The following is a 15,693-nucleotide window of genomic DNA, read 5'->3' as shown; positions in this document are numbered from 1 at the left end:
ATCCTACTCAGTGATCAAACACGGCGAGCGCCGCCGGGGTCTTGCTCGGGAGGATCTTGGTATCTGGCGGTACGTCGTCGCCGGCTTTGATGCCGCCGCCAAGAGCGGTCACCAGTTCGGCGTGGGTGGTCAGGCGTGCGGCCTGTACGTGTTGCTCGATCTGCTGCTGGCGGAACAGCAAGGTCTGGGCGTTGAGCACATTGAGGTAGTCGGTGAGGCCGCGCTGGTAGGCGATCATCGCGATGTCGTAGGTCTTTTGCGCCGAGGCCACCGATTGCGCGGCGAAAGAGGATTGCTTATCCATCGATTCACGGCGGATCAATTGATCGCTGATGCCTTTGAGCGCATTCACTAGGGTTTGGTTATAGCGCGCCACCGCGATGTCATATCCGGCACTGGCCTCACCCAGTTGCGCACGCAAGCGACCGCCGTCGAAGATCGGCAAGGTGATCGCCGGGCCAACGTTGTAGTTGAATTTCTTGCCCGCCAGGAACGCCAGCATGCCGCCGCCGGTGGCCACGTAGCCGAGGCTGCCGACCAGGTCCACGTTGGGATAAAAGCCGGCGTGGGCCACATCGATGCCACGCGCCTGGGCGGCAACTTGCCAGCGGCTGGCGACCACATCCGGGCGTTGACCGAGCAATTGCGCGGGCAGGCTTGAGGGTAATGTCAGCGGTGCGGCCAGAGACAGTGTCGGGCGTTGCAATCGCGCGCCCTCCCCCGGGCCTTTGCCCGCCAACGCCGCCAGCTGGTTACGGCTCAGGGCAATTTCTTCGTCCAGGGCGTCAAGTTGGCGGTGGGTTTCCGGCAGCGGGGTTTCAGCCTGGCTGACGTCGAAGTGCGTGCCGATCCCGGCGTTCAGGCGTTTGTTGGCCAGGTCGAGAATCTGCTGCTGTTGCGCCAGGGTGGCCGCGACGATATCGCGATTGGCGTAATGCAAGGACAGCTGGATATAAACGCGCACCACGTTGTTCTGCAATTCGAGCTGGGCCTGGCGCGCTTCGGCGGCGCTCATATGCGCCAGGTCGACGGCACGCTCGGAGGCATTGCTTTCGCGGCCCCAGAGATCGAGGGCATAGCTCAGGCCGAGGGACGAATTGTTGTCCCAGGTGTTGGCGCCACTCAATTCACCGGGACCGTAGAACTGATCCTTCGGCCAGTTGTGGCGCTTGAGGGTGGTGTCACTGTTGACCTGCAACGACTCGGCTGACTCGGCAATGCCGGCCATCGCCCGTGCTTCACGTACGCGTGCGGCGGCCATGGCCATGCTCGGGTTGTTTTGAGTGGCGAGGTCGACCCAGCGGTTGAGTTGAGGGTCGCCGTAGGCCCGCCACCATTGCGCGGTGGGCCAATGAGCGTCCTTGGCGGCACTCTGGATCGCTTCGTCGGTGGCCAGGTTGTTGGCGTTGAGGGACTGGCCTTGGGGGGCGATTCCTCCGGTTCCGATGCAGCCGCTGATTGCTAACGATAAAGCCCAAACACTGAGAGCCTTCAACTCTCTGTTGATGCGACGCGGCACTGCTGCGAATTCCTGAGGTGGGGGTGCGGGGAGAGGTGGCGCAATTCTAGGCGGCGGCATGGAGGACGATAAGCTGGCATTCCTGTGAATCTTTGTTACCGTTCAAGCGATAATCCGTTGGTAGGGATCACTGGACGGCGTAACTTTCTGTCACAATTTGGCATCTCCCCTGAGAACTCTCCATGGACACTTTGCAAAACATGCGCGCCTTCAGTTGCGTGGCCGAAGCCGGCAGCTTCACCGCCGCCGCCGTGCACCTGGATACCACCACGGCCAACGTGTCGCGCGCGGTCTCCAACCTTGAGGCCCATCTGCAAACCCGCTTGCTCAACCGCACCACCCGCCGCATTGCGCTGACCGAAGCCGGAAAGCGTTATTTGCTGCGCTGCGAGCAGATCCTGGCCTACGTCGAAGAAGCCGAGGCCGAAGCCAGCGACGCCCACGCGCGCCCTTCCGGGCAGCTGAAAGTGCACACCATGACTGGCATCGGCCAGCATTTCGTGATTGACGCCATCGCCCGCTACCGCCGTACCCACCCGGACGTGACCTTCGACCTGACCCTGGCCAACCGCGTGCCGGACTTGCTCGACGAGGGCTATGACGTGTCGATCGTGCTCGCCAGCGAGCTGCCGGACTCGGGTTTCGTGTCGCAGCGCCTGGGCATCACCTACAGCATCGCCTGCGCCTCGCCGGATTACGTCAAGGCCAAGGGCTGCGCGCATCGCCCCCATGACCTGCTCAACCATGCCTGCCTGCGCCTGGTCAGCCCGGTGATCCAGCTGGACAAGTGGACCTTCAACGGCCCCGAAGGCCAGGAAAGCGTGGCGATCAACACCTCGCCGTTCCTGGTGAACTCGGCCGATGCGATGAAAACCGCGATCACCAGCGGCATGGGCATCGGCTTGCTGCCGGTGTATGCGGCCATCGAGGGCTTGCGCAACGGCACGCTGGTGCGGGTGATGCCCAATTACCGCTCCCAGGAGTTGAACCTGTACGCCATCTACCCGTCGCGCCAATACCTCGATGCGAAGATCAAAACCTGGGTGGAATACCTGCGCGGCTCGCTGCCGGAGATTCTGGCAGCGCACCAGGCGGAGTTGGTGACGTATGAGTTGAGTGGCAGCCTGAGCGGCGCGCGAATGGCGAACTGATTGTAGTGAGCGGGCTTGCCCCGCGCTGGGTGGCGAAGCCGCCCCAACCCGAGCACCAAATTTCTCCAGTTAGAACGAGGTGTTAGGTTTTAGGGCGGCTTCGCCACCCAGCGCGGGGCAAGCCCGCTCACTACAGCCCCCTCAATTCGCACAACAATACTCAATAATGTTAGCGTGCTTGGTATTCTTCCGTAGTCGATGAGCCCGCCTGCAATGAAAAAGACTGTCCTCGCCTTCAGCCGTGTCACCCCGGAAATGATCGAACGCCTGCAACAGGATTTCGAGGTGATTGCGCCCAACCCCAAGCTGGGCGATATCAACGCTCAATTCAATGAAGCCCTGCCCCACGCCCACGGCCTGATCGGCGTGGGTCGCAAGCTGGGCCGCGAGCAGTTGCAAGGAGCGGGCAACCTGGAAGTGGTGTCCAGCGTGTCGGTGGGCTACGACAACTATGACGTGCCGTACTTCAACGAGCGCGGGATCATGCTCACAAATACCCCCGACGTCCTCACCGAAAGCACCGCCGACCTGGCCTTCGCCCTGCTGATGAGCAGCGCCCGCCGCGTGGCCGAGTTGGACGCCTGGACCAAAGCCGGCCAGTGGAAAGCCAGCGTGGGCGCGCCGTTGTTCGGTTGCGATGTGCATGGCAAGACGCTGGGCATCGTCGGCATGGGCAATATCGGCGCGGCCGTGGCACGGCGTGGGCGCTTGGGTTTCAACATGCCGGTCCTGTACAGCGGCAACAGCCGCAAGCCGGCGCTGGAGCAGGAACTGGGCGCACAATTTCGCAGCCTGGATGAACTGCTGGCCGAGGCGGACTTCGTCTGCCTGGTGGTGCCGTTGAGCGACAAGACCCGCCACCTGATCAGCACCCGCGAGCTGGGGTTGATGAAGTCCAGCGCGATCCTGATCAACATCTCCCGAGGCCCGGTGGTCGACGAACCGGCGCTGATCGAAGCGCTGCAAACCCAGCGCATCCGTGGCGCCGGGCTGGATGTGTATGAGCAAGAGCCGTTGGCCGAGTCGCCGCTGTTCCAGCTGAGCAATGCCGTGACCCTGCCGCATATTGGCTCGGCCACCCATGAAACCCGTGAAGCCATGGCCAACCGCGCCCTGGACAATTTGCGCAGCGCCCTGCTGGGCCAACGTCCGCAGGACCTGGTGAACCCGCAAGTCTGGAAGGGTTGACACAAATGCCCTGTGGGAGCGGGGCATGTACCACACAAAATACGGTTAAAGCCTGGCTCCCCCAAGTCGATAACCTTCCATAGATCGTCCTCCCTGATCCACAGAAGGTTTTTATGTCCACCACCAAAGCCCGCGCAGACTCACTTTCGCTTCTGCTCTTTACCTTGCGCAGCGGCAAGCTGATGGCCATCAACCTGCTGAAAGTCAGCGAAATCATTCCGTGCCCGCCGCTGACCAAGCTGCCGGAGTCTCACCCGCACGTCAAAGGCATCGCCACCCTGCGCGGTGCCTCGCTGGCAGTGATCGACCTGAGCCGTGCCCTGGGCGAAATGCCCCTTGAAGACCCCAACGGCGGCTGCCTGATCGTCACTGATGTGAGCCGTTCCAAGCAGGGTCTGCATGTGCAGGCGGTGAGCAAGATCGTGCATTGCCTGACCACCGACATCCGCCCGCCGCCCTATGGCTCCGGCGGTAACCGCGCGTTCATCACTGGAGTCACCCAGGTGGAAGGCGGCCTGGTGCAGGTGCTGGATATCGAAAAAGTCATCCACGGTATCGCGCCGGCTCCGATCGAAGTGGCGCCTACCGACCTGACCATGGAAGAAGCTGAAGTACTCGGCCATGCGCGGATCCTGGTGGTCGATGACAGCCAGGTCGCCCTGCAGCAATCGGTGCACACCCTGCGCAACCTCGGCCTCACCTGCCACACTGCGCGCAGTGCCAAGGAAGCCATCGATGTGCTGCTGGAGCTGCAAGGCACGGCCGAGCAGATCAATGTGGTGGTGTCGGACATCGAGATGTCCGAAATGGACGGTTACGCCCTCACCCGCACCCTGCGTGAAACCCCGGACTTCCAGCACCTGTATGTGTTGCTGCACACCTCCCTGGACAGCGCGATGAACAGCGAAAAAGCCCGTCTGGCCGGGGCCAACTCGGTGCTGACCAAGTTTTCCTCGCCCGAGCTGACCAAGTGCCTGGTAGTGGCCGCCAAAACCGTGGCGCAACAGAGTCTGTGACCGAGTATTTCCAACTACTGCGCCGCGACCTGAGGGGCAGCCTGCCCGCACCGCAGTGGCCGGCCAATACACAGTTGGATCATTACCGCGCAGACCTCGCCCCGGCGATTCACGCGGTGTTGCGCATGACCCAGGACCAGGGCGGCGGCCGCGTTCCCAACCTGGAAACCTGGCAGCGCCAATTCACTACCGATGCCGAGTTCGACCCCACGCTCTGCCTGGTCGCCAGCAACGGCGAGGGCATTCTCGGGGTGGCGCAGTGCTGGACCAGCGCCTTTATCAAGAACCTGTGCGTACACCCTTGCGCCCAGGGCCAGGGAGTGGGCCGTGCGTTGTTGCTGCACAGCTTCCAGGTATTCAAGCAGCGCGGCGAACCCTACGTGGACCTCAAGGTGCTGGAGAGCAACCTGCGTGCCCGGCAACTGTATGAAAGCGCAGGCATGGTATTTGTCCTACGGGATGTGGTCGCAGACGACTGACAGTCGCTGGCGCATAACTTGCTTCCAGAGTGCCTGAACGGTGAACAGAGGTAAAAACCCGTCACCGTTCCTGCGTGCCCTCTGACCTAGCCTGGTGACAGATCTGCCATGAACACCCACTTTTCCTGCGTCGGTTGCGGTAAATGCTGCACCGACCATCACGTCCCCCTGACACTCGACGAGGCCCGCCTGTGGGCGGCGGACGGCGGTAACGTCATCGTCCTGGTGGAAGGGTTCCTGGGTAATGGCCTGGGCCTGCCCCAGCAGCAACGCGAACATGCCGAGCGCCGTTCGGTGGTGGTACCCAGCGGCAACACCGAGGCGTTTGTGGCGATCACCTTTGCTGCCTACAACGCCGGACGCTGCCGGAATCTTGACGAAGACAACCTGTGCCGCATCTATGAACGCCGGCCATTGGTGTGCCGCATCTACCCGATGGAGATCAACCCGCACATCCCGCTGAACCCTGCCGCCAAGGACTGCCCACCGGAATCCTGGGAACAGGGCCCTGCGCTGATCGTAGGCGGTGAGTTGATGGACCTGGAGCTGGCTGAGTTGATCCGCCGTTCACGTCAGGCCGATCGCGATGACGTGCAGACCAAGGAAACGGTGTGCGCCTTGCTGGGCATACGGACCACGGCGCTCAAGGGGGATGGGTTTACCGCTTACCTGCCGGACATGGGCGCATTTGGCCAGGCGCTTGAGTCCGCAGCGAATCAGCCACCCGTGGCCAGCGAGTGGGTGTTCCATGTGTCGGGCCTGGACATCGCCGAACAGGTGCTGGATGCCGGCGCGCGGGTTGCGACTGAGGTGCCGGCCAACTATGCGTTTATTTCGTTGCGGGCAGCTTAGACTGTTCCGGCCTCATCGCGGGCAAGCCCGCGATAGTGATGGTCCTTTCACCACAAGCGCGGTGATTTGTGACGCACTGGCTGGCACCGTCCAGCGCGACGCCAGTATGCTGGGCCTGTTGGACGCTCACGGTGCATCCAGCCGGTAAGGCGCAAGAATCCGCTGATACTCGCCGTTGTGCATAAGTTGTTCAAGGGCGCGATTAAGCTCCGTACGCAACGCTGTGTCGGTATTGCGCAGTGCAATCGCCACGCCCTCGCCCAGCAGTTCGGTAGACACGGCAGGGCCCAGGAAGTCGAAATCCGCACCTGCGACCGTGTCGAGCAAGGCGTTGCGGATTTCCACGGTGCCCTGCAGAGTGGCGTCAATATCACCTGCCACCAGGCTGCGCACCAATTCGTCGTTGAGCCAGAAGCTCTTGATGATCACCCCGTTGCGCGCCCATTGCGACCGGGCGAAGGCTTCGCGATTGCTGCCCAACAATACGCCAACGCGCTTGCCCTTGAGCGACGCCGTCGTTGGCATCAGGCCTGAGGTTCGATGCGCGACCAGGCGCGTGGTGAAGGGGTAGAGGATATCGCTGAAGCTCACCCAGCGCCGTCGCTTGGGCGTGGGCGCGATCCCCATGATTGCATCGAATTGGCGGGCATCAAGGTCTTCGAAGTTTTCGACCAACACCTGGTCGACCCAGGTGCAGCGCGCATTCAACTGCTGGCACAAAGCATTGCCCAGCTCGATATTCAGGCCGACCAACTGTCCTTGTGGGTTACGGCTCTGGAAGGGGGGGAATTGCGCGGCAACGGCGAAGCGGATTTCGCGTCGCGGTTGATCAATGCCAGCAACGGCATCCACCGCGAGCAACAGGGCAAGCGCTACACAGAGCTGTATCAGGGCCACAGGAAACATCCTTTTCCGGAAAGAGCGCCCTCTATCCAGCCTCGGTAAAAAGTCGAGGCCGAACAGAAGCGGTGCAAGCTTTCAAGAAACGATCGCGAGCCTACAAGCGGAAATTTCAGCGGGCACTGTAGGTTGCATCCTGCAAGGCGTGTTGCAGATTATTCCTAACGTTTACCCATCGAACGACGAGTACCCGGCGGCGCCATGCCAGGGGTCTTGGTGTGGCCGTTCTTGGCACCGTTTTTGTACCAAGGCTGGGCGTCACTCTTGCTGCCACCCAGTTCACCCGGTTTGAAGGGAAACTTGAACGCCGGGATCTCGGCTTTTTCAACGCCGTCGGCGTTGGCCGAATCGACGAGGTCGGCCGCTTCAACAGGTGTGTGTGTCGGGGATTTCATGAAAGCTCCGGGGCATGCAGAAGATGATGTGGGCCAAGTGAAGGATCACATAGGTAGGAAGTATACCTGCGCGACTCAGATCTTTGACCAGCGTCGTACGAATGGTCAGGAGTTAACTGACGCGGCTGTCAGATAGCGGTCACTTTACTGACTGGGTCAGCAGGCTATAAATACTCACCCCTACCTCAACCCCTGCCTTGGCGCCTTACAGCATGCACATTAAAAGAAAAACTGTATTGACCGTGGGAGTCCTCGCAATTCTGGCTGTCGCGGCCTGGGCGCTGACCCGACCTGCCAAGCCCAAACTGGTTGCCTCCACCGCCGTACCGGTAAGGGTCGTGAAGGTGGTGGAGCAGGACTTGCCGCGCTACGTGACCGGAATCGGCTCGGTGCTGTCGTTGCACAGCGTGGTTATTCGCCCGCAAATCGACGGCATCCTCACTCGATTGCTGGTCAAGGAGGGGCAACTGGTCAAGGCCGGTGACCTGCTGGCGAGCATCGATGACCGCTCGATCCGTGCCAGCCTCGACCAGGCCAAGGCGCAACTGGGCGAAAGCCAGGCGCAACTGCACGTGGCGCAGGTCAACCTCAAGCGCTACAAGGAACTGAGCATTGATGATGGCATCTCCAAGCAGACCTACGACCAGCAACAGGCGCTGGTCAACCAGCTGAAAGCCACGTTACAGGGTAATCAGGCCGCCATCGACGCGGCCCAGGTGCAACTGTCTTACACGCAGATTCGCTCGCCCGTCACCGGCCGCGTCGGTATCCGTAGTGTGGATGAAGGCAACTTCCTGCGCATGAGCGATGCCCAAGGGCTGTTCTCGGTCACCCAGATCGACCCGATTGCCATCGAATTCTCCCTGCCCCAGCAGATGTTACCGACATTGCAGGGCCTGATCGCAGCGGCTTATCCCGCCCGCGTAGACGCCTACCTGGGTGCCGATACCGAAGGCGAAAACGCCGACCTGCTCGGCCAGGGCCGCCTGAGCCTGATCGACAACCAGATCAGCAGTACCACCGGCACCCTCCGCGCCAAGGCCGAATTCAGCAACAGCATGCAGAAACTCTGGCCGGGCCAACTGGTGACGATCAAGATCCAGACCGCCCTCGACCGCAACGCCCTGGCGGTTCCGCCAAGCGTGGTGCAGCGCGGCCTGGACTCGCACTTCGTGTACCGCGTCAACGGTGACAAGGTAGAAATCGTGCCGGTGCAAGTGGTGTATCAGGACAGTGAACGCAACATTCTCAAGGGCATCCAGGCGGGCGATGTGCTGGTCAGCGATGGTCAGTCGCGGCTCAAGGCGGGCGCCAAGATAGAGGTCCTCAAAGAGCCACCCCAAGTGATCCAGACCGCTGACGTCATGGTGCAGCCATGACGACATCCCGGGGCTCGATTTCCGCCTGGTGCATCGACCGCCCGGTCGCCACCCTGCTGCTCACGTTCGCCCTGGTACTGCTCGGGCTGATTGCCTTTCCAAAATTACCCATCGCCCCACTGCCAGAGGCTGAGTTTCCCACCATTCAGGTGACCGCACAGTTACCAGGCGCCAGCCCGGACACCATGGCATCGTCGATTGCGACCCCACTGGAAGTGCAATTCAGCGCAATCCCTGGCATGACTCAGATGACCTCCAGCAGTGCCTTGGGCTCCACTCTGCTGACCCTGCAATTCACCCTCGATAAAAGCATCGATACCGCTGCGCAGGAAGTGCAGGCAGCTATCAATACCGCTGCCGGCAAACTGCCGAGCGATATGCCGAGTCTGCCGACCTGGCGTAAGGTAAACCCGGCGGACAGTCCGGTTCTGATCGTCAGTGTCAGCTCCCACGACATGCCCGGCACTGAACTGAGTGATTTGGTGGAAACCTTGTTGGCGCGCCAGATCAGCCAGATCGACGGCGTAGGCCAGATCAACATCACCGGCCAGCAGCGCCCGGCGATTCGCGTGCAGGCTTCTCCCGATAAGCTCGCCGCCATCGGCCTGACCTTGGCCGACATCCGCCTGGCGATCCAGCAATCCAGCCTCAACCTGGCCAAAGGGGCGCTGTACGGCAAGAACAGCGTCTCGACCCTGGCAACCAATGATCAGCTATTTCACCCGGGTGAATACGGCGACTTGATCGTCTCCTACAAGGATGGCGCCCCTGTTCAACTGCGCGACGTCGCCAAAGTCGTCAGCGGATCGGAAAACGCCTACGTTCAGGCGTGGGCCGTCGACACGCCTGGCGTTAACCTGGTAATTACCCGCCAGCCCGGCGCCAACATCGTCGAGACCGTGGAGCGCATCCAGGCCGAATTACCACGACTGGAAGCCATGCTGCCGGCATCGGTGCAGGTCAGCGTGCTGATGGACCGTACCACCACCATCCGTGCCTCGCTGCACGAAGTGGAAATGACCTTGTTGATCGCCGTATTGCTGGTGGTCGGGGTGATGGCGATTTTCCTGCGCCAATGGTCGGCGACCATCATTGTCTCCAGCGTGCTGGGCGTATCGTTGATCGCGAGTTTTGCCCTGATGTACGTGCTGGGCTTCAGCCTGAACAACCTGACCCTGGTAGCCATCGTGGTGGCCGTAGGCTTTGTGGTGGACGATGCGATTGTGGTGGTGGAGAACATCCATCGCCATCTGGAGACCGGCATGGACAAGCGCGAGGCGGCGATCAAGGGGTCCAGTGAGATTGGCTTTACCGTGGTGTCTATCAGCGTGTCCCTGGTGGCAGCCTTTATTCCGCTGCTGTTCATGGGCGGCGTAGTCGGCAGGCTGTTCAAGGAGTTTGCCTTGACCGCCACGTCGACCATCCTGATTTCCGTCGTGGTGTCCCTGACGCTGGCGCCGACCCTGGCCGCATTGTTCATGAATGCACCAAACCACCGCGCGCATGACAAACCCGGCTTTGGTGAAAGACTGCTGGCAGCCTACGAAAGAAGCTTGCGTCGCGCCCTGGCCCACCAGCGCACCATGGCTGGCATCTTCATGCTGACCCTGGCGCTGGCCGTGGTCGGCTATGTGTTTATCCCCAAGGGTTTCTTTCCGGTGCAGGACACCGGTTTTATTCTCGGCACCAGCGAGGCGGCGGCGGACGTGTCTTACCCGGACATGGTCGCCAAGCACAAGGCGCTGGCGCAAATCATGAAGGATGATCCGGCTGTGCGAGCGTTCTCCCACTCCGTCGGTGTAACCGGTAGCAACCAGACCATCGCCAACGGGCGCTTCTGGATTTCCCTCGTACCCCGAGGTGATCGGGATGTGTCCGCCAGCCAATTCATCGACCGCATCCGACCCAAGCTGGCCAAGGTGCCGGGCATCGTGTTGTACCTGCGCGCGGGCCAGGACATCAACCTCAGCTCCGGCCCAAGTCGTAGTCAATATCAGTACGTGCTCAAGAGTAACGACGGCGCGACGCTGAACACCTGGACCCAACGCCTGACCGAAAAACTGCGTTCCATTCCGGCGTTCCGCGACATCTCCAATGACCTGCAACTGGGCGGCAGCATCACCCACATTACCATCGATCGCCGCGCTGCCGCACGGTTCGGACTCACCGCAACCGACGTCGATCAAGCGCTGTATGACGCCTTCGGCCAGCGCCAGGTCAATGAGTTCCAGACCGAAATCAACCAATACCAAGTGGTACTGGAACTGGACACCCAACAGCGCGGCAAGGCCGAAAGCCTGAATTACTTCTACCTGCGTTCGCCGCTGACCAATGAAATGGTGCCGCTGTCGGCATTGGCCCGCGTCGAAGCGCCCACAGTTGGCCCACTGTCCATCAGCCACGATGGCATGTTCCCGGCCGCCAATCTGTCGTTCAACCTGGCGCCCGGTATTGCGTTGGGTGATGCGGTGATTCTGCTCAACCAGGCGAAAAACGAGATCGGCATGCCGGCTTCGATCATCGGCAATTTCCAGGGTGCGGCGCAGGCGTTCCAGAGTTCGCTGGCCAGCCAGCCGTGGCTGATCCTTGCGGCATTGGTGGCGGTCTATATCATTCTCGGCGTGCTGTATGAGAGCTTCGTGCACCCGCTGACGATCATCTCGACACTGCCCTCGGCAGGCCTGGGTGCGCTGGTCATGCTGTGGCTGTTGGGCCAGGACTTCTCGATCATGGCGCTGATCGGCCTGGTGCTGTTGATCGGCATCGTCAAGAAGAACGGTATCCTGCTGATCGATTTCGCCCTGGACGCCCAGCGCACGCGTGGGCTGTCACCGCAGGATGCGATCTTCGAAGCCTGCATCACACGGTTCCGGCCGATCATCATGACGTCCTTGGCCGCACTGCTCGGCGCCCTGCCGCTGATGCTCGGCTATGGCGCCGGTGCGGAGCTGCGCCAGCCGCTGGGCATCTCGGTGGTCGGCGGGCTGCTGGTCAGCCAGGCGCTGACGCTGTTCACCACGCCGGTCATATACTTGTACCTTGAGAAGTTTTTCCACAGGCCCAAACCAACACCTGCGTTGGCGACCACACATTGAGGCTGGGGCCCCGCCCTAGAGCAAAAGGCTCATGCGCGTCCTGATTATTGAAGACGAAGAAAAAACCGCGGACTACCTGCACCGCGGCCTGACAGAACAGGGCTACACCGTCGATGTGGCCCGCGAAGGCGTCGAGGGTTTGCACCTGGCGTTGGAGAGTGACTACGCGGTGATTGTGCTCGACGTGATGCTGCCCGGCCTCGATGGCTTTGGTGTATTGCGTGCGCTGCGTGCGCGCAAACAAACGCCGGTGATCATGCTCACCGCCCGCGAACGCGTGGAAGATCGCATTCGTGGTCTGCGCGAAGGCGCTGACGATTACCTGGGCAAGCCGTTCTCTTTCCTGGAGCTGGTGGCACGTTTGCAAGCCTTGACCCGCCGCAGCGGTGGTCATGAGCCGGTGCAGGTAACCGTTGCCGACCTGTGGATCGACCTGATCAGCCGCAAGGCCAGCCGTAACGGCGTGCGCCTGGACCTGACCGCCAAGGAGTTCTCGCTGCTCAGCGTATTGGCGCGGCGCCAGGGCGAGATCCTGTCCAAGACAGCGATTGCAGAAATGGTCTGGGACATCAATTTCGACAGCGACGCCAACGTCGTGGAAGTGGCGATCAAGCGCCTGCGGGCCAAACTCGATGGGCCGTTCGATACCAAGCTGCTGCACACCATCCGTGGCATGGGGTATGTGCTGGAGAGTCGCAGTGTCAGCTAACTCCATTGCCCTGCGCCTGAGCGGCATGTTCACCCTGGTAGCGCTGGTGATCTTCCTGCTGATCGGCGGTGCGCTGTACCAGCAGGTGGATCGGGGGCTGGGCTTGTTGCCTGAGGCTGAACTGGATGCACGCTACAGCGTGTTGGAGTCGTCGGTGGGCCGCTTCGGGACGCCCGATCACTGGGCAAAGATTACCGCCAAGCTCAAGTTGCTCAGTGAAGAAGACAAGCGTATCCGCTTCTGGGTGGTCAGCGACGTCCCCTCCTATGAGTATGGCAACCCCGATGCCCAGATCCGCGCTTTTGCCAATGGGCACACCGGCAAACGCGATTTGCATCTACCGGGCCATCAACACCCGTTCAAGGCACTGGTGAGCCAGTTCCCGGCCAAGGACCAGCGCCCGCCGCTGCGCTTCATGATTGCCATCGACACAGAAAACTTCCACGCGACCCAGCACCAGTTGCTGGTGGCACTGGTGAGCCTGGCCTTTGTGGGTGTCATGCTCGCCGCGCTGCTGGGCTTCTGGGTAGCGCGCATCGGCCTCAAACCGCTGGGCAAACTGTCGGATGAAGCACAGAAACTTGCCCCGCCTAAGCTCTCCGGGCGCCTGCAGTTGTCGCCACTGCCGCCGGAGCTGAGCCAGTTCGTCAACTCGTTCAACGCCACTCTCGACCGCGTCGAGCAGGCCTATTCGCGCCTGGAGTCGTTCAACGCCGATGTAGCCCACGAGCTGCGTTCGCCACTGACCAACCTTATCGGCCAGACCCAGGTGGCGCTGACCCGCGGGCGTTCGGCCGAGCATTATTTCGAGGTACTGCAATCCAACCTTGAAGAGCTGGAGCGCCTGCGCTCGATCATCAATGACATGCTCTTCCTCGCCAGCGCCGACCAGGGCAGCAAGGCCACCAAGCTGATCGAAAGCTCCCTGGCCGATGAAGTGGCAACCACCCTCGATTACTTGGACTTCATTCTCGAAGACGCTCAGGTCGAAGTACAGGTAAGTGGCGATGCCACGGTGCAGATCGAAAAAGCCCACCTGCGCCGTGCGCTGATCAACTTGCTGAGCAACGCTGTGCAACACACCGCGCCTGGGCAGATCATCGTTGTGAACATCGAGGTGCACGAACATCAGGTGGCAATCGGCGTAACTAACCCCGGCGATGAAATTGCCAGCGAACATCTGCCGCGCCTGTTCGAACGCTTTTATCGGGTGGATGCGTCACGCAGCAACAGCGGCGCGAATCATGGACTGGGCCTGGCCATCGTCAAGGCGATTGCGCTGATGCACGGCGGCGATGTGTTTGTGCGCAGCGAGCACGGCGGCAATACCTTCGGCATCACCCTTCCCGTGTAGCCAACTCGCTCCCACAGTGTGTTCGATGTACACCAGAGAGATCAGGCAGTCCGACTGTTGCGGTTTGGGCAACAGTCCTTATCTTGTTACACTCTGTATCGTACCGCTCGCCTGCGTTAATTTGACGCATCGATGAGCGCGACGGCAAAGGCAGCTTCCGCTTACCCGAATTTCCCTCGACTTATTTCCAGGGCTCTACACTGGGAATCTGTCTTAAAGCCGCTGACTTCAGCGGCTTTTTTTTGCCGTAAAAAAGGCCAGGCACACCCCCACGACATTGGCCGTTCCAGATTGACCAAAGGAGCACCACCGGTGAAGAACTCGCTGACGTTCACCCCGTTATTCCTCGCGATTGCAACAACGATTGCCCCCCTTGCCCATGCGGCAGACGCTCCCCCTGCCGATGGCTTTGTCGAAGGTTCCAGCCTCAAGCTAAACGCCCGCAATTACTACATGAACCGCGACCGTCGCGACATCCACACTGATGACAGCAAAGAATGGGGCCAGGGTTTCATTGGCACTTTTGAATCCGGCTACACCCAGGGCACTGTCGGCTTCGGCCTGGACGCTCACGCCATGCTTGGCCTCAAGCTCGACGGCGGTGGCGGCACTGATGGCTCCAGCATCCTTCCGTACGGCAGTGGCAACGGCAAGGCGCCCGGATCGTTTTCCACAGCCGGTGGCACCTTGAAAATGCGTGCGTTCGATACCGAGCTGAAAGCCGGCGACCTGTTTCTGAATAACCCGGTGATCGCCGGCGGCATGACCCGCATGCTGCCTCAGACCTTCCGTGGCGTGAGCCTGGCCAACCACAGCCTGGACGGCTGGATGTTCGAAGGGGGCCAGGCCAGCTTCACCAAACTTTACAACCAGAGCGGCCACCGGCGCATCGGCACCAGCTACGGCGCTCTGCCAAATAACGCGGACAGCCAGCACATGAACTGGGCAGGCATGTCGTTCAGCGGCATCGATGGGCTGACCAGCAACCTCTACGCCTCCGAACTCAAGGACGTGTGGAACCAGTACTACTACGACCTGGACTACACCTATGTGGTGAACGAGATGATCAGTCTCAACCCCGGTCTGCACTACTATCACACCCAGGACACCGGGCAGTCGCTGCTGGGAGATATCGATAACAATACCTACAGCCTGCATTTCACCGTGAACGCGGGTCATCACAGCGTCACCGCCGCCTACCAGCGAGTCAATGGCAACACGCCGTTCGACTACATTGCCCAGGGCGACAGTGTGTACCTGGACAACTCCCAGCAATACTCTGATTTCAACGGCCCCAATGAACGCTCGTGGAAGCTCAAGTACGCCTATGACTTCGGCGGCCTGGGCCTGCCCGGCCTGAGCACGGCCGTGTCCTATATCAGCGGCAAGACCGACCTGACCAAGGTCGATCCGCAAAGCCGTGGCTACAGCGCCTGGTACAGCGCTGACGGTAAGGACGCCAAGCACTGGGAACGGGATATCGATGTGAAATACGTGGTACAGGGCGGCAAGGCCAAGGACTTGGCATTGCGCCTGCAATGGGCCGTCAACCGGGGCAGCAACGGTTACTCGGCGGTGGATCGGGATGTGGATGAATACCGGGTGATCGTCGACTATCCGATCAACGTGTTCTGACACCCTGATTTCTTTCGCGGC

The 15,693-nt window shown here is 61.0% G+C and carries 13 protein-coding genes; 10 read left to right on the top strand and 3 right to left on the bottom strand.

Annotated features, from left to right (window positions below; translation table 11 throughout):
- Window positions 1-7: 7 nt before the first annotated feature.
- The gene (locus AB4O35_RS10860) at window positions 8-1,519 is read right to left on the bottom strand and encodes an efflux transporter outer membrane subunit (protein WP_065875029.1); all 1,512 of its coding nucleotides are present in this window, start codon (window positions 1,517-1,519) and stop codon (window positions 8-10) included.
- A 182-nt stretch (window positions 1,520-1,701) separates the two neighbouring features.
- On the opposite strand from AB4O35_RS10860, the gene AB4O35_RS10855 reads away from it, so the two are divergent.
- The 5 genes from AB4O35_RS10855 (at window position 1,702) to AB4O35_RS10835 (ending at window position 6,205) form a co-directional block, all read left to right on the top strand.
- Window positions 1,702-2,670, top strand: a complete 969-nt coding sequence (locus AB4O35_RS10855) for a LysR family transcriptional regulator (protein WP_065879589.1) — start codon at window positions 1,702-1,704, stop codon at window positions 2,668-2,670.
- A 213-nt stretch (window positions 2,671-2,883) separates the two neighbouring features.
- Window positions 2,884-3,858 (top strand): 2-hydroxyacid dehydrogenase, encoded by a 975-nt coding sequence (locus AB4O35_RS10850; RefSeq protein WP_065945257.1) that lies wholly within the window; start codon window positions 2,884-2,886, stop codon window positions 3,856-3,858.
- 113 nt (window positions 3,859-3,971) lie between these two features.
- Window positions 3,972-4,874 (top strand): chemotaxis protein CheV, encoded by a 903-nt coding sequence (locus AB4O35_RS10845; RefSeq protein ID WP_065875032.1) that lies wholly within the window; start codon window positions 3,972-3,974, stop codon window positions 4,872-4,874.
- Complete coding sequence (locus AB4O35_RS10840; protein WP_065945258.1) at window positions 4,871-5,353, top strand: GNAT family N-acetyltransferase; 483 nt, start codon at window positions 4,871-4,873, stop codon at window positions 5,351-5,353. Before AB4O35_RS10845 ends, AB4O35_RS10840 begins: the two co-directional genes overlap by 4 nt.
- A 108-nt stretch (window positions 5,354-5,461) precedes the next feature.
- Entirely contained in the window at window positions 5,462-6,205 is a 744-nt protein-coding gene (locus tag AB4O35_RS10835; RefSeq protein WP_065875034.1) for a YkgJ family cysteine cluster protein, read from the top strand.
- 126 nt (window positions 6,206-6,331) lie between these two features.
- Here AB4O35_RS10835 and AB4O35_RS10830 read toward each other — a convergent pair whose 3' ends face one another.
- Window positions 6,332-7,102: a transporter substrate-binding domain-containing protein gene (locus AB4O35_RS10830; RefSeq protein WP_065875035.1), complete on the bottom strand. Its 771-nt coding sequence runs from the start codon at window positions 7,100-7,102 to the stop codon at window positions 6,332-6,334.
- A 164-nt stretch (window positions 7,103-7,266) separates the two neighbouring features.
- Window positions 7,267-7,500 (bottom strand): hypothetical protein, encoded by a 234-nt coding sequence (locus tag AB4O35_RS10825; protein ID WP_065875036.1) that lies wholly within the window; start codon window positions 7,498-7,500, stop codon window positions 7,267-7,269.
- Between the two features lie 212 nt (window positions 7,501-7,712).
- Here AB4O35_RS10825 and AB4O35_RS10820 point away from each other — a divergent pair, with 212 nt between their 5' ends.
- The 5 genes from AB4O35_RS10820 to AB4O35_RS10800 all read left to right on the top strand — a co-directional run bounded on the left by AB4O35_RS10820 (window position 7,713) and on the right by AB4O35_RS10800 (window position 15,672).
- Entirely contained in the window at window positions 7,713-8,879 is a 1,167-nt protein-coding gene (locus AB4O35_RS10820) for an efflux RND transporter periplasmic adaptor subunit (RefSeq protein ID WP_065875037.1), read from the top strand.
- Window positions 8,876-11,974 carry a multidrug efflux RND transporter permease subunit gene (locus AB4O35_RS10815; RefSeq protein ID WP_065910579.1) on the top strand — a complete coding sequence of 1,033 codons (3,099 nt, stop codon included), beginning with the start codon at window positions 8,876-8,878 and terminating at the stop codon, window positions 11,972-11,974. Before AB4O35_RS10820 ends, AB4O35_RS10815 begins: the two co-directional genes overlap by 4 nt.
- 31 nt (window positions 11,975-12,005) lie before the next feature.
- Window positions 12,006-12,683, top strand: coding sequence for a heavy metal response regulator transcription factor (locus AB4O35_RS10810; RefSeq protein ID WP_065879592.1), 678 nt, complete (start codon window positions 12,006-12,008; stop codon window positions 12,681-12,683).
- A complete protein-coding gene (locus tag AB4O35_RS10805; RefSeq protein ID WP_065879593.1) occupies window positions 12,673-14,037 on the top strand; it encodes a heavy metal sensor histidine kinase in 1,365 nt (454 codons plus the stop codon). The genes AB4O35_RS10810 and AB4O35_RS10805 overlap by 11 nt, the downstream gene beginning before the upstream one ends.
- Before the next feature lie 312 nt (window positions 14,038-14,349).
- Entirely contained in the window at window positions 14,350-15,672 is a 1,323-nt protein-coding gene (locus AB4O35_RS10800; RefSeq protein ID WP_065875040.1) for an OprD family porin, read from the top strand.
- Window positions 15,673-15,693: the final 21 nt, after the last annotated feature.

The organism is Pseudomonas sp. H1_A03, from assembly GCF_054685145.1.
The sequence above is the reverse complement of the archived record's forward strand: the minus strand, read 5'-3'. Positions and strand labels throughout refer to the sequence as shown.

Bases quoted from the DNA above. Each gene is read 5' to 3' on its own strand.
- AB4O35_RS10815 (WP_065910579.1), top strand. From the start codon at position 8,876: ATGACGACATCCCGGGGCTCGATTTCCGCCTGGTGCATCGACCGCCCG.
- AB4O35_RS10845 (WP_065875032.1), top strand. From the start codon at position 3,972: ATGTCCACCACCAAAGCCCGCGCAGACTCACTTTCGCTTCTGCTCTTT.
- AB4O35_RS10820 (WP_065875037.1), top strand. From the start codon at position 7,713: ATGCACATTAAAAGAAAAACTGTATTGACCGTGGGAGTCCTCGCAATT.
- AB4O35_RS10810 (WP_065879592.1), top strand. From the start codon at position 12,006: ATGCGCGTCCTGATTATTGAAGACGAAGAAAAAACCGCGGACTACCTG.
- AB4O35_RS10825 (WP_065875036.1), bottom strand. From the start codon at position 7,500: ATGAAATCCCCGACACACACACCTGTTGAAGCGGCCGACCTCGTCGAT.
- AB4O35_RS10850 (WP_065945257.1), top strand. From the start codon at position 2,884: ATGAAAAAGACTGTCCTCGCCTTCAGCCGTGTCACCCCGGAAATGATC.
- AB4O35_RS10835 (WP_065875034.1), top strand. From the start codon at position 5,462: ATGAACACCCACTTTTCCTGCGTCGGTTGCGGTAAATGCTGCACCGAC.
- AB4O35_RS10855 (WP_065879589.1), top strand. From the start codon at position 1,702: ATGGACACTTTGCAAAACATGCGCGCCTTCAGTTGCGTGGCCGAAGCC.